Annotated in this window: 13 protein-coding genes; 6 read left to right on the plus strand and 7 right to left on the minus strand. The window is 63.3% G+C overall.

Annotation, left to right across the window (positions count from 1 at the left end):
* Positions 1 to 52: 52 nt before the first annotated feature.
* The 3 genes from rnc to ACE191_RS10045 all read right to left on the minus strand — a co-directional run bounded on the left by rnc (position 53) and on the right by ACE191_RS10045 (position 2,388).
* Positions 53 to 751 (minus strand): ribonuclease III, encoded by a 699-nt coding sequence (gene rnc, locus ACE191_RS10035; protein ID WP_400192068.1) that lies wholly within the window; start codon positions 749 to 751, stop codon positions 53 to 55.
* Between the two features lie 57 nt (positions 752 to 808).
* Positions 809 to 2,059, minus strand: coding sequence for a beta-ketoacyl-ACP synthase II (fabF, locus tag ACE191_RS10040; protein ID WP_400192069.1), 1,251 nt, complete (start codon positions 2,057 to 2,059; stop codon positions 809 to 811).
* A 92-nt stretch (positions 2,060 to 2,151) separates the two neighbouring features.
* On the minus strand, positions 2,152 to 2,388 hold the full coding sequence (locus ACE191_RS10045; RefSeq protein ID WP_059067513.1) for an acyl carrier protein: 237 nt from the start codon (positions 2,386 to 2,388) through the stop codon (positions 2,152 to 2,154).
* Positions 2,389 to 2,548: 160 nt separating this feature from the next.
* Between ACE191_RS10045 and ACE191_RS10050 the strand changes: the two genes are divergently transcribed.
* Positions 2,549 to 2,977, plus strand: a complete 429-nt coding sequence (locus tag ACE191_RS10050) for an IPExxxVDY family protein (RefSeq protein ID WP_400192070.1) — start codon at positions 2,549 to 2,551, stop codon at positions 2,975 to 2,977.
* A gap of 226 nt (positions 2,978 to 3,203) precedes the next feature.
* Positions 3,204 to 4,649 (plus strand): pyruvate kinase, encoded by a 1,446-nt coding sequence (pyk, locus tag ACE191_RS10055; RefSeq protein ID WP_400192071.1) that lies wholly within the window; start codon positions 3,204 to 3,206, stop codon positions 4,647 to 4,649.
* 191 nt (positions 4,650 to 4,840) lie between these two features.
* On the opposite strand, the gene rpsT is transcribed toward pyk, so the two are convergent.
* Entirely contained in the window at positions 4,841 to 5,098 is a 258-nt protein-coding gene (rpsT, locus tag ACE191_RS10060; RefSeq protein ID WP_400192072.1) for a 30S ribosomal protein S20, read from the minus strand.
* 361 nt (positions 5,099 to 5,459) lie between these two features.
* On the opposite strand from rpsT, the gene ACE191_RS10065 reads away from it, so the two are divergent.
* On the plus strand, positions 5,460 to 6,440 hold the full coding sequence (locus ACE191_RS10065) for a YheT family hydrolase (RefSeq protein ID WP_400192073.1): 981 nt from the start codon (positions 5,460 to 5,462) through the stop codon (positions 6,438 to 6,440).
* 98 nt (positions 6,441 to 6,538) lie between these two features.
* Here the strand turns inward: ACE191_RS10065 and rsmG are convergent, their stop codons facing one another.
* The 3 genes from rsmG to ACE191_RS10080 form a co-directional block, all read right to left on the minus strand.
* A complete protein-coding gene (gene rsmG / locus ACE191_RS10070) occupies positions 6,539 to 7,198 on the minus strand; it encodes a 16S rRNA (guanine(527)-N(7))-methyltransferase RsmG (RefSeq protein ID WP_400192074.1) in 660 nt (219 codons plus the stop codon).
* 434 nt (positions 7,199 to 7,632) lie between these two features.
* Positions 7,633 to 8,256, minus strand: coding sequence for a sigma-70 family RNA polymerase sigma factor (locus ACE191_RS10075; protein ID WP_345220645.1), 624 nt, complete (start codon positions 8,254 to 8,256; stop codon positions 7,633 to 7,635).
* On the minus strand, positions 8,247 to 9,383 hold the full coding sequence (locus tag ACE191_RS10080) for a glycosyltransferase (protein WP_400192075.1): 1,137 nt from the start codon (positions 9,381 to 9,383) through the stop codon (positions 8,247 to 8,249). Before ACE191_RS10080 ends, ACE191_RS10075 begins: the two co-directional genes overlap by 10 nt.
* 233 nt (positions 9,384 to 9,616) lie before the next feature.
* Between ACE191_RS10080 and tgt the strand changes: the two genes are divergently transcribed.
* From tgt to ACE191_RS10095, 3 genes are all read left to right on the plus strand, one after another.
* Entirely contained in the window at positions 9,617 to 10,747 is a 1,131-nt protein-coding gene (tgt, locus tag ACE191_RS10085; RefSeq protein ID WP_400192076.1) for a tRNA guanosine(34) transglycosylase Tgt, read from the plus strand.
* Between the two features lie 86 nt (positions 10,748 to 10,833).
* Complete coding sequence (locus tag ACE191_RS10090; protein WP_400192077.1) at positions 10,834 to 11,913, plus strand: LptF/LptG family permease; 1,080 nt, start codon at positions 10,834 to 10,836, stop codon at positions 11,911 to 11,913.
* Between the two features lie 173 nt (positions 11,914 to 12,086).
* The gene (locus ACE191_RS10095; protein ID WP_400192078.1) at positions 12,087 to 13,001 is read left to right on the plus strand and encodes a DMT family transporter; all 915 of its coding nucleotides are present in this window, start codon (positions 12,087 to 12,089) and stop codon (positions 12,999 to 13,001) included.
* Positions 13,002 to 13,051 lie beyond the last annotated feature (50 nt).

Raw genomic sequence — 13,051 nt, forward strand, 5'->3', positions numbered from 1 at the left:
CGCGAGGGGAAAGATTGCTTCGGCTACGCCTCGCAATGACGGACTTATTCGCCTACATGCCCAGCACGGCCAGGGCCCGCTCGGCGGCGGTTTGCTCGGCCTGCTTTTTCGAGAGGCCCATGCCCGCGGCCACGGCTTCGTCGTCGATGAACACGGTCACCGAAAACTCCATCACGCCGCCGGGGCGCTGTTCGCCGCTGTGCTCGTAGCGCAGCGCCTTGCCCTTGCGCTGAGCCCATTCAATGAGCTTACTCTTGAAGTTGGTGGTGGTCGAGGTCAGCGCCTTCACGTCGACGAACGGGCGGATGAGCCGGGCCAGGATAAAGCGCCGGGCCGCGGTGTAGCCGTGGTCGAGGTACACCGCCCCTACCAGCGCCTCCAGGGCGTTGCCGTTGACGGAGCGCGAGCGGGCCGCCCGGTTCTGGGCCGGGTCGAGTTGCACCAGCTTGTCGAGGCCCAGCTTCAGGGCCATGTGGTTCATGCTTTCCCGGTTGACGATGCGCGAGCGGATTTCGGTGAGGAAGCCCTCGGGTTCGTAGGGGAACTTGCGAAACAGGTACTCGGCCACCACAGCGCCCAGAATGGCGTCGCCCAGAAACTCCAGCCGCTCGTTGGAAAGGTGCTTGCCCTGCTCGTTGAGGCGCACGGCCGAGGAGTGGGTAAACGCCAGGGTGTACAAACGCGCGTTGCCCGGCGTGCGACCCGTCACGGTGGCAATAGCCTGCCGAAACGCCCGGTCGCCGCCGAGCAAGCGACGGAAAAATCCGAAAAGCGGAAGCGGTTGGCCGCCGCGTAGTATCGCCATAGGTTAGTCGCGCAGCTTGCCGAACACCACCGACGTGTTGTGCCCGCCGAAGCCGAAAGTGTTGCTCACGGCCACGTTCACGGCCCGCGTCTGGGCCTGGTTGAACGTGAAGTTCAGCGCGGCGTCCAGTTCGGGGTCGTCGGTAACGTGGTTGATGGTGGGCGGGATGATCCCGTGCTGAATGGCCAGCACGCTGGCCACCGCCTCGATGCCGCCCGCGCCGCCCAGCAGGTGGCCGGTCATGCTCTTGGTCGAGCTGATGTTCAACTTATAAGCATGCTCGCCGAACACCTTCTGAATGGCCTTCACCTCGGCCCCGTCGCCCAGCGGGGTGCTGGTGCCGTGGGTGTTGATGTAGTCCACCGCTTCGGGGCCGATGCCGGCGTCGCGCAGCGCGTTCTGCATCACCAGCACCACGCCCTCGCCCGTGGGGTCGGGCGCGGTAATGTGGTAGGCGTCCGACGAGAGGCCGCCGCCGAGCACCTCGGCGTAGATTTTGGCCCCGCGGGCCTTGGCGTGCTCGTACTCTTCGAGGATGAGCGCGCCCGAGCCCTCGCCCAGCACGAATCCGTCGCGGTCCTTGTCGTAGGGCCGCGAGGCCGACTGCGGGTCGTCGTTCCGCTCGCTCATGGCCTTGATGGCGTTGAAGCCGCCAATGCCCGCTTCGGTGATGGCCGCTTCGGAGCCGCCCGTCACCACCACGTCGGCCATGCCGGCGCGGATGTAGTTGAGGGCCGCCACGATGGAGTCGGACGAGGATGCGCAGGCCGAGGTGGTGATGAAGTTCGGGCCGCGGAAGCCGTTCTTGATGGAGATGTTGCCCGAGGCGGAGTCGGCAATCATCTTGGGAATAAAGAACGGGTTGAAGCGCGGGGTGCCGTCGCCGCGGCCGAAGGCAATGCACTCCTCCTGAAAGGTGCGCAGGCCCCCGATACCCGAGCCCCAGATGACGCCCACCCGGTCCTTGTTGACGTTGCCCTCGAGGCCCGCGTCGCGGATGGCCTCGTCGCTGGCAATGACGGCGAACTGGGTGAACAAATCCATCTTGCGGCCTTCCTTGCGGTCGAAGTAGGTATCCGGATTGTAGTCCTTCACTTCGCAGGCAAAGCGGGTTTTGAACTTGCTGGCGTCGAAGCGGGTGATGGCAGCAGCCCCGCTGACGCCCTGACGCAGGCCGTCCCAATAAGCGGCAACCGTGCTGCCGAGGGGGGTAATAGCGCCGAGACCGGTGACGACAACTCTTCGTAAGGCCATGGAGGGATGCGAAGGGTGAAGGGAAAGAAAAACGGCCGGCGGCGGGCCGGCCGGCAAAGCGGTGGTGCTTTAGCTAGTAAGGTATTGGTGCCTTATTTGGCGTGCTCTTCGAGGTACGCAATGGCCTGGCCCACGGTGCCGATGTTTTCGGCCTGGTCGTCGGGGATGCTCACGTTGAATTCTTTCTCGAACTCCATGATCAGCTCAACCGTGTCGAGCGAGTCAGCGCCCAGGTCGTTGGTGAAGCTAGCCTCGGGGGTAACCTCCGACGGCTCAACGCCCAACTTATCAACGATGATGCTCTTTACTTTTTCTGCGATTTCAGACATTTCCGTGGGGGTTTAAAGAAAACTCGGCACAAATAACACCATCTTCCCCAACATTGTCAAACCGCCCGCCCGGAAATGCCCGGGCCCGGGGGCTGGTTTCGGCCCGCCCGGTGCGTATTTTTGCGGCGCACGCCGCGCCCGCCGCCTTTTGCCCTGCCCGATGAAAACCTTTACGCTCGACTGCGACTACGACTGCGACTTCGACCTGTTCGGGGTGGTGTCGTCGAGCCGGGACCATAAGCTGGCCTGGACGCTCAACCAGGCGCTGCGCCTGCACCTGGTCAAGCAGCAGGACCTGATCTACGACCTGCTGAACCGCGGGCGGCTGGTCATCAGCAACTACCTGCACGCCACCGAAACGGCCACCCTGCGCCTGCTGCGCAACCGCTCCGTCGACCCCTCGCCCCTGAAGAAGCCCTTCCTGGCCCCCGACATCAAGGAGTACGACTACCTGATTCAGGTCACCAACGGCACCGGCGCGCTCGACGCCGACGAGCTGCTCAGCCGGCTGGCCGAGCTGCCGGTGGTGCAGTACGTGTGCCGCTTCGACCCGAACACGCTGCAGTTCAAAGAGAATTTTCACTTTTAATCGGGCCCTTACCGGGCGACCCGGCAAGGGCCGTAGCGGCCTCGTTACGGGCATTACAAACGTTTGCACTCTGCCGGTCTCGGGCAGGTCGCCCGGCCGGGCGGGCAAACTTTCCCGCCACAAGTTGCGCCGGGCTGCGTTTCTTTAGGATTGGATTCCCGTTTTACCCCTTTTGCGGTGCGGCCATCCGGCCGGCACCGGGCTAAGCACCTGCCGTATTTGTTGCATGGAAAACCAACCCGCTTTTAATAAAACCAAGATCGTGGCCACCGTGGGCCCGGCCTCCAATACCTACGAGCGCCTGGGCACGCTCATGCGCGAAGGCGTCGACGTGTTCCGTCTCAACTTCTCGCACGGCAAGCACGAAGAGCACCTGGCCGTCATCAACCTGGTGCGCCGCCTCAACAAGGATCTGCGCCGCCACGTGGGCTTGCTGCAGGACTTGCAGGGCCCCAAGATCCGCCTCGGCGAAGTCGAGGGCGGTTCGTTCGAAATCAAGGCTGGCGAGCAGGTAACGCTGGTGTGCGGCGAGCAGGAAATCAGCCGCCCCGGCCGCATCAGCACCATTTACCTGGGGCTGGCCCGCGACGTGAAGCCCGGCGACATGATTCTGATCGACGACGGCAAGATCGAGCTGAAAGTGCTCAGCACCGACCGCGAAAAGGAAGTGCAGACCGAGGTGATTTACGGCGGCACCGTGAAGCCCCGCAAGGGCATCAACCTGCCCGACTCCGACGTGTCGGCCCCGTCGATGACGGAGAAGGACCTGGAAGACCTGCGCTTCGGGCTGGAAAACGACGTGGACTGGGTGGCCCTCTCGTTTGCCCGCCGCGCCGAGGACATTCGCGCCATCAAGAAGATCATTGCCGAGAGCGGCAAGCAGACCCGCGTGGTGGCCAAGATTGAAACGCCCGAGGGCCTGCGCAACCTCGACGAAATCATTGCCCTGACCGACGCCGTGATGGTGGCCCGCGGCGACCTGGGCGTGGAAATCCGCGCCGAGGAAGTGCCCATGGCGCAGAAGATGATCATCCAGAAGTGCAACCGCGCCGGCAAGCCCGTCATCGTGGCCACCCAGATGATGGAGAGCATGATCGTGAACCCCCGCCCCACCCGCGCCGAAACCAACGACGTGGCCAACGCCGTGCTCGACGGCGCCGACGCGGTGATGCTCTCGGCCGAAACCGCCGTGGGTGCCTACCCCACCGAGGTGATTCGCTCGATGGTGGCCACCATCTGCAGTGCCGAGGAGCACGAGGCGCTGTACTACCGCGAGTTTGCCCCCGGCGACCCACTGGCCCAGCCCCAGACCTTCTACACCAACAGCGTCATTGCCGCCGCCTGCTCGCTGGCCCGCACCACCGGGGCCCAGGCCGTGGTGGGCATGACGCACAAGGGCTACACGGCTTACCAGCTCAGCAAGTACCGCCCGCACGCGCACATCTTCGTCTTCACCGACAACCGCGCTATTCTCACCCAGCTGAGCTTGGCGTGGGGCGTGCGCAGCTTCTACTACGACCGGTTCGTGAGTACCGACAATACCATTCAGGACATCAAGTACATTCTGAGCACCACCGGCCACCTGCACCCCGGCGACGTGTTCATCAGCACCGCCTCCATGCCCATCAACGAAAAAGGCAAGGCCAACATGATCAAGCTCAGCACCGTGTAGCGCGGCCTGAGCTATTCGCCAAAGCCCCGCCGGAACGACTTACGGCGGGGCTTTTTATTTTCCCGGCCGGCTGCCGACCGCCGCACTACCGTTGGGCCTAGCAGTGCCTACGGCCGCGCCGGGCTACAACGCGCCAAGGCCCCGCGCAACGGGTGCGCGGGGCCTTGGCTAGCCACTGAACGGGCGCGGGCTTAGGCAGCCAGCGAGTTCACGAACTTGGTCAGGCTCGACTTGTTGTTGGCCGCCTTGTTCTTGTGGATGATGTTTTTCTTGGCCAGGCGGTCCAGCATCGACGACACTTTCTTCAGCAGCTCCTGGGCTTCAGTTTTGTCAGTCGTGCCACGCAGTTTCTTAACGGCCGTGCGGGTCGATTTTGCTTGGTAACGGTTCAACACGCGCTTGGCTTCGTTCGAGCGGATGCGCTTCAGAGCCGACTTATGATTTGCCATGATGCGGAAAGCGGAAAAAGACAGAAAATCTGTCGAGGGTTAGTCAGTTGGGCTGGCAAAGGTAAAGGGTTCGTTCGGAAATACCAAGCTCGCCGCCGAAGAATTCCCTCAGGAGCACCGGCTTCGGCGGCCCGCTTCGGCCGCGCCCGCAGGAGCGGGTATTCGCCGGCTTCCTCCTGCGCCGGCGCCGCCCGCCGGCTGGCGCGGGTACGGCGCCCGTTGCAACTCGCCGCCGCCCGAATGGGTTGTAGCCGCAACGCAGCCCGCTTGTTCCCCTTCCGCTACTGGTATGCATGCCGCTAAATTTGCGGTATATTCCGGTAGAGCTGTTGTACTTCGTGTTGCCTAGCTGCTTACCGCCATGCCCCTGGTCGCCTCCTCCCCTTACCGCCCGCCGTTCTATCTTTTCAACGGCCACCTGCAAACCATCGTGCCCAGCCTGCTGCGCGAGGTGCCCGACGTGCAGTACCAGCGTCAGCGCGTGGAAACGCCCGACGGCGACTTTCTCGACCTGGACTGGTCGCGCACCGAGCACGTTACCGACAGCCTGACCATCATTTCGCACGGCTTGGAGGGCGACGCCGGCCGGCCCTACGTGCGCGGCATGGCGCGGGCCCTCAACCGCGCCGGCATCGACGCGCTGGCCTGGAACTACCGCAGCTGCAGCGGGGAGCCCAACCGCCTGCTGCGGGCCTACCACCTGGGCGACACCGACGACCTGCACTTCGTGGCCCAGCAGGCCGTGGCCACCGGCCGCTACCGCCGGGTGTTTCTGACGGGCTTCTCGGCCGGCGGCAACATGACCCTCAAGTACCTGGGCGAAGATTCGGCCCGCGTGCCGGCTGCGGTGGAGCGGGCCGCGGTGTTTTCGGTGCCCACCGACCTGAAGGCGGGCTCGGAGCAGATTTCGCGCCTACAGAACCGCATCTACCTCAACCGCTTCCTGAAATCGTTGCGGCTGAAAATCCGGCAGAAGGCCGAGCTGCTGCCGGGCCAGCTCGACCTCGCCGGCCTGGAAGAACTCAACGACTTTCCGCAGTTTGACAACCGCTTTACCGCGCCCATGCACGGCTTCGAGTCGGCCGACGACTACTACGCCCGCAGCAGCTCGGGGCGCTACCTCGACGGCATTCGGATTCCCACGCTCATCGTCAATGCCCAGAACGACCCGTTTCTGGCGCCTACCTGCTTTCCACGCGCGGCGGCCGAGCGCAGTCCCTTCGTGTTCCTGGAAACGCCCGAAGAGGGCGGCCACGTGGGCTTTGCCGAAGGCTCGCCCGACGGCGAGTACTACTCCGAGCGCCGCGCCCTGCAGTTCCTGACGGCCTCCGTCCCGGCCTGACCAACCGCTCTTACAAAGCAAAACCCCGCAAGTCCGCGCACTGAACGGCGCAGCTTGCGGGGTTTATGCTGAGTCAGCTTTTCAGTAAAGGCGGGCCGCTACACGTTGTTGCTGCGCTTGCCGCGGGCCAGGGCGTTGTTGGCGGGCACGAAAACCACCTTCTTGGTTTCAAAAAACTCCTCGGCAAAGAAGTCGGCCAGGTTGGTGATGGTGGCTACCAGCCCCGATTCGGCAATTTCCTCGGTCAGGTCGCCGCCCTTCAGGTAGTACAGGCCGTGGGTGGGGCTGGCCGTGGCGGTGGCGGTGTAGCGCTGGGCAATCCAGGGGTGGAAGTTAGCCAGGCGCGTCACGGCACGGCTCACCACGTAGTCGAACTTGGCACGCACCTGCTCGGCGCGCACCTGCTCGGCCGTCACGTTGTGCAGGCGCAGGGCGTGGGCCATGTCCTGCACCGCCTTAATCTTTTTGCCGATGCTGTCGATGAGGTGAAACTCGACCTCGGGAAACAGAATGGCCAGCGGCAGGCCGGGCAGGCCGCCGCCGGTGCCCACGTCGAGCACCGACGAGCCGGCGGGAAACTGCACCACTTTGGCAATGCCGAGGGAATGCAGCAGGTGGCGCTCGGCGAGGTTATCCACGTCGGAGCGGGCAATGAGGTTGACGCGCTCGTTCCAGCCGCGAAACTCGGTTTCGAGCTGGCGGAACTGCTCCTGTTGGCGCGGGGTCAGGTCGGGGAAGTAGCGGAAGAGAATTTCCATGGACCGCAGATGACGGTGATGTTTCGCTGATGGCGCTGATGCGGATGGCAAAGGTAGCTCGGTCGTTGCGAGCAGGCACGCGGCGGCTGTCATTGTGAGCAAAGCGCAGGAAGGCGTAGCCAATCGGTCCTTGTCCGTGGTAGAAACCGAAAAAGCCTGACCAGCCGCAAACCCGCTGTCATTGCGAAGAGGCACGACGAAGCAACCGAAGGAAGGCAGCCAATCTTTCCCTCGCGGCACGACCCAATGAGCCTGACCAGTCAAAAGCTTGTTCGGGTACATGCTCCGGTGTGTCACGCACTTTCGGCTTCTGCCACGAGGGGAAAGATTGCTTCGCTTTGCTCGCAATGACAGGTGCCCGAACCGTGCGCTAATAAATAACAAAGCCCCGCCGAAACGATTCGGCGGGGCTTTTCAACAGAGCTCATCCAGGGCTAGATGATTTCCTTTTTGTTTTTCACCATGTCGTAGAGCAGCTCACGGGCCCGGTGCAGCTGGGCTTTCACGGTGCCGAGCGGGGCTTTCAGCTCCTGGGCAATTTCCTCGTAGCTCAGCTCGTCGAAGTAGCGCAGGGTTACCAGGCGCTGGTATTTATCGGGCAGCCGCGACACCACGTGCTGCATGATTTCGATCTTCTGGTTTTTGATGGCCGACTCCGCCGGGTTCAGGTTGTTGTCGCGGAAGTCGATGGTGATTTCGTCGCCGTTGTCAATCTTGATGGCCGAGTCAATCGACATCGTCTTGATTTTATTCTTGCGAATAAAGTCGATGCAGTTGTTGGTGGCGATGCGGAACAGCCAGGTGCTGAACGCGTACTCGGGGTTGAACTTGTGCAGGTTGCGGAACGCCTTGGCGAAGGCCTCGATGGTGAGGTCCTCGGCATCGTCGGGGTTGCGCACCATCTTGAGCACCACGTGGTACACGGGCTTCTTGTAGATCTGCATCAGTTCGGCATACGCCTTCTCATCGCCCTGCTCTACGGCCGAGCGAATGAGCTTGAAGTCGTGCTTGGCCTTGGCCGAGAACTGCTTCTGGAGGTCCGGGTTGTTTACTTCCATCGGGAGGGGTTGCGGTAAAGCACTAGCGAGGCTGTCAGGAGAAAATACGCCAGGAAATACGCCCCGTCGAGTATGGGCAGCAGGGCTAAGGGCTGCCGATCCTGGAGGCGGCGGCTAGCCCCCGCGTACGTAGCCAGTACTGTCGAGGTTCGCACCAGCCACGCTATAGCCAAAGGTACCCAATCGGTCGGGGAAAAAAAGAGCGTCCCCAGGGTGGCCAGGTAAAAAAGCCCGTTGGCGAGCATAAAGGTTCCAATTCGGGCGCTATCCGTTGTACGATATCGGGACCCGGCTGACATATGCCGTCTTTTCTGCCGCCACCACGCGCCCCAGGTGGCGGGAGCCGTGCTCAGCGTCTGACCCGCCGGGTGGGTTACCACGGCGGCGCGCCGGCCCTGGGTTACTGCATCCTGCACCAGCAAATCGTCGTCGCCGCTCAGGCGCCGAATGTGCGATGCAAAGCCCTTGGTAGCCATAAACGTGGCCTTGGTGTAGGCCAGGTTGCGGCCCACGCCCATGTAGGGCTGGCCGCGCTCGGCAAAGCTCAGGTACTGCAGGCCGGTGAGCAGGGTCTCGAAGCGCACCAGCTTATTCAAAAAGCCCGGCGCGGCGTCGTAGGCGCCGTAGCCCAGCACAAGGTCGGCGCCGGAGTCGAAGCCGCGGGCCATATGGCGCAGCCACTGGTTGGTGGTGGGCACGCAGTCGGCATCGGTGAAGAGCAGGTGCGGGTAGCGGGCCACTTTGATGCCCAGCGTGAGGGCGTATTTCTTGGGTGCCAGGCCCTCGGGCGTGCGGCCCACCGTCACCAGGCGCACGTTGGCGTAGTACTGGGTGAGCTGCTGGGCGTAGAGCAGGGTATCGTCGTCGGAGCGGTCGTCGACCAGCACGATTTCAAACTGTGGGTAGTCCTGGCTCAGCAGCAGGGGCATGAGGTGGCGCAGCTGCTCGAGGGCGTTGCGCGCCGCCACCACGATGGATACCGGCCGCTGGGCTTCGTGGGCCGGGGCCGGCTCGGCGTCGGCCTCGCGGCGCGCGGCAAAGGGCCAGAAGTAGTACGCGGCGTAGCCCACCTGCACCAGCACCGCGGCAATCAGCAACCAGATAAAGGGAGAAAAGGGCAGCGACAAAGCAAAAGGCCGGATGGGAAGGGCGCAAAGGTAGACCGCGCCGCCCAAGGATGCCGCCTCCGGCCGGCTATTAAGCGGCCGCCTTCCACCCTAGCCGCCGGCGGTCTACCTTTGCGGGCTGTTTGGCGGCCGGCCCGCGGTTTTGGCTGGCGCCGAAGCCGCGGGCGCCCCGCAATCGGGGCGCCAGCCCGGGTTCCGGGGCCGACCAAACCACTGCTGACGCTACTTTCTCCATGACTTTCGACCTCGTCGCCCGCGACCCGCAAACCAAGGCCCGCGCCGGTGTGCTCACCACCGACCACGGCCCCATTGAAACCCCCATTTTCATGCCCGTGGGCACGGCCGGCTCGGTGAAAGCCGTGCACCAGCGCGAGCTGAAGGACGACGTGCAGGCCCAGATCATCCTGGGCAACACCTACCACCTGTACCTGCGCCCCGGCCTCGACACGCTGCAGAAGGCCGGCGGCCTGCACAAGTTCAACGGCTGGGACCGGCCCATGCTCACCGACTCGGGCGGCTACCAGGTATACTCGCTCTCCAACACCCGCAAGATCAAGGAAGAGGGCGTCAAGTTTCGCTCCCACATCGACGGCTCGCAGCACCTGTTCACGCCCGAAGGCGTGATGGACATTCAGCGCATCATCGGGGCCGACATCATCATGGCCTTCGACGAGTGCACGCCCTGGCCCTGCGACTACGACTACGCCCGCCGCTCGCTCGACATGACGCACCGCTGGCTGAAGCGCTGCATGGCCCGCATCGACTCTACCGAGCCGCTTTACGGCCACGAGCAGCAGCTCTTCCCCATCGTGCAGGGCTCCACCTTTCGCGATTTGCGCGAGAAGTCGGCGCAGTTTGTGGCCGAGCAGGGCCGCGCCGGCAACGCCATCGGCGGCCTGAGCGTGGGCGAGCCGGCCGACCTGATGTACGAGATGACCGAATTGTGCTGCGACATTCTGCCCTCGGACAAGCCCCGCTACCTGATGGGCGTGGGCACACCGGCCAACATTCTGGAAAACATTGCCCTGGGCGTGGATATGTTCGACTGCGTGCTGCCCACCCGCAACGCCCGCAACGGCATGCTGTTTACCACCCAGGGCATCATCAACATCCGCAACAAGAAGTGGGAGCAGGATTTCTCGCCCCTCGACGCGGAACTCGGCGGCTACGCCAGCACCTTCTACTCCAAGTCCTACCTGCGCCACCTGTTCCACGCCAGCGAATACCTGGGCGGCATGGCGGCCTCGGTGCACAACCTCACGTTCTACCTCTGGCTGGTGCGCTCGGCCCGCGAGCAAATCCTGGCCGGCACCTTCAGCGAGTGGAAAGAGCGTATGGTCAAGCAGCTGATGATACGTCTATGAGTTACCAGTTTCCAGTTGTCAGTTCGTTCTGTATGGCACTGGAAACTGCTGATACTGGCAACTGGCAACTGATAACTGGCAACTGAATGCTCCGCTTACTCGACAAGTACATCCTGGGCAAGCTGCTGACCACGTTCTTTTTCGTGGTGGTGGTGCTGGTGATGGTCATCTGCGTGATTGACTTCACGGAGAAAAATGACGATTTTATCAAGCACGACCTGGGCGCGGGCAAGATTCTGCTGGAGTACTACCTGAACCTGTTCCCGTTCTACGCCAACCTGCTTTCCCCCATCACCGTGTTCATTGCCACGGTGCTGGTGACCTCGCGGCTGGCGGCGCGCACCGAAATCGTGGCCATTCTGGCCAGTGGCGTCAGCTTCCGGCGGCTGCTGCTGCCCTACGTGATGGGCGGCACCATCATCGGGCTGGTCATCTTCGGCATGATCGGCTGGGTGATTCCGCAGGCCAACAAAACCCGGGTGGCCTTCGAGCGGCGCTACATCAAAAACCCCTACCGCTTCCAGGGCCGCAACGTGCACATCAAAATCGGTCCGCAGAGCTACGCCTACCTCGAGAGCTACGACAACGTCACCAACATCGGCTACCGCTTCGCGCTCGAAACCATCGAGGGCACCCTGCTCAAGCGCCGCATGACGGCCGAGGTCATCAACTGGGACTCCACCAAAAAAGCCTGGCACCTGACGCCGCAGCTGGTGCGCACCTTCCGCGGCGACCGGCAGACCCTGCACACCCTGCCCGCCCGCGACACCACCCTGAACCTGTACCCCAAGGACTTCGCCAGCACCTTCAAGCTCAGCGAAACGTTGTCCTTGCCCGAGCTCAACCGCTTTATCCAGGAAAAAATCGACCGCGGTGCCGCCGACACCGACATTTACCTGGTGGAGAAGTACGAGCGGCTGTCCTACCCCTTCGCCATTGTCATTCTCACCGTCATCGGCGTGATTATGAGTGCGCGCAAGGCCCGCGGCGGCGTGGGCGGCCAGATTGCCCTGGGCTTCGTGCTGGCCTTCGTGTTCATCATCTTCGTCATCATGAGCCGCAACCTGGCGCTGGTGGGCTCCATGCCGCCGGCCCTGGCCCCCTGGGTGCCCAACATCGTCTTTACCCTCATCGGAGTCGTGCTCTACCGGTTCGTTCCGCGTTAGGTGTCAGGGGCTTGGGAGCTTGGTTGACGAACAGGCGCAACCCAATTCCGCCACTTCCGCTGCCTTTCAACCGGGCCCGGCAAACAGCGGCGGAGTTCAGGTGTTCAACCGGCTCTGCCAACCCAAATCCCAACCAAAAACCTAATCGGCCAAGCCCCCAAGCCCCTAACTTAATGCTCAAAGACTACCTGCGCCTGCACTTCATCGTGTTTCTGTGGGGCTTCACGGCCATCCTGGGCAAGCTCATTTCGCTGCCGCCGGTCGAGCTGGTGTTCTACCGCACCCTCATTGCCTCGGTGGGGCTGGCCATGCTGCTCTCGGTGCGGCAGCAGCCCTGGCGCCTGCCGGTGGGCCAGGCCCTGCGCCTGCTGGGCATTGGGGTGCTGGTGGCCGCGCACTGGATTACCTTTTTCCTGGCCGCCCGCCTCTCGTCGGTGAGCGTGTGTCTGGCGGGCATGGCCACGCTGGCCCTATGGACTTCACTGCTCGAGCCGCTGCTGCTGCGCAAGAAGTTCCAGGCCTACGAAATCCTGCTGGGTCTGGTGGCCATGGCCGGCCTCTACCTGGTGTCGCAGGCCGAGTTTGACCAGCTTACCGGGCTGGCCGTGGCCGTGCTGTCGGCGGGCCTGAGCGCCCTGTTCAGCGTGCTCAACGTCAAGCAGATTCAGCATCACCCGCCGCTGCGCCTCACCCTTTACGAAATGGCCGGCGCCTGCCTCAGCATCATTCTGTTTCTGATCGTGCGCCCGGCCTTCGGCGGCGAGCTGCCCATGCTCGACCCCAAGCCCCTCGACTGGCTGTGGCTGCTGGTGCTGGCCGGCGTGTGCACCGTCTACGCCTTCTCGGCCTCCGTCGAGCTGATGAAGCGCCTCTCGGCCTTTGCCGTCAACCTCACCATCAACCTGGAGCCCATCTACGGTATTGCCCTGGCCGTTGTCATCTTCGGCCAGCAGGAAAAAATGAGCCCCGGCTTCTACGCCGGCACCCTGCTCATTCTGGTGAGCGTGCTGGTGCACCCCCTCCTCGACCAGTGGGTGCAGCGCCGCCGCAAACCGGCTGCCGAGGCGGTATCCGTGGGGGAGCGGTAGCGTCAGCTCTCCGAAGGCTACGTTTCGGAGGCCGGCATTACCAGCGCATC

Source organism: Hymenobacter sp. B81 (genome assembly GCF_044628455.1).
In the GTDB taxonomy this organism is placed as follows: Bacteria; Bacteroidota; Bacteroidia; order Cytophagales; family Hymenobacteraceae; genus Solirubrum.

Bases quoted from the DNA above. Each gene is read 5' to 3' on its own strand.
- fabF (WP_400192069.1), bottom strand. From the start codon at position 2,059: ATGGCCTTACGAAGAGTTGTCGTCACCGGTCTCGGCGCTATTACCCCC.
- ACE191_RS10045 (WP_059067513.1), bottom strand. From the start codon at position 2,388: ATGTCTGAAATCGCAGAAAAAGTAAAGAGCATCATCGTTGATAAGTTG.
- ACE191_RS10050 (WP_400192070.1), top strand. From the start codon at position 2,549: ATGAAAACCTTTACGCTCGACTGCGACTACGACTGCGACTTCGACCTG.
- pyk (WP_400192071.1), top strand. From the start codon at position 3,204: ATGGAAAACCAACCCGCTTTTAATAAAACCAAGATCGTGGCCACCGTG.
- rpsT (WP_400192072.1), bottom strand. From the start codon at position 5,098: ATGGCAAATCATAAGTCGGCTCTGAAGCGCATCCGCTCGAACGAAGCC.
- ACE191_RS10065 (WP_400192073.1), top strand. From the start codon at position 5,460: ATGCCCCTGGTCGCCTCCTCCCCTTACCGCCCGCCGTTCTATCTTTTC.
- rsmG (WP_400192074.1), bottom strand. From the start codon at position 7,198: ATGGAAATTCTCTTCCGCTACTTCCCCGACCTGACCCCGCGCCAACAG.
- ACE191_RS10075 (WP_345220645.1), bottom strand. From the start codon at position 8,256: ATGGAAGTAAACAACCCGGACCTCCAGAAGCAGTTCTCGGCCAAGGCC.
- tgt (WP_400192076.1), top strand. From the start codon at position 9,617: ATGACTTTCGACCTCGTCGCCCGCGACCCGCAAACCAAGGCCCGCGCC.
- ACE191_RS10090 (WP_400192077.1), top strand. From the start codon at position 10,834: ATGCTCCGCTTACTCGACAAGTACATCCTGGGCAAGCTGCTGACCACG.
- ACE191_RS10095 (WP_400192078.1), top strand. From the start codon at position 12,087: ATGCTCAAAGACTACCTGCGCCTGCACTTCATCGTGTTTCTGTGGGGC.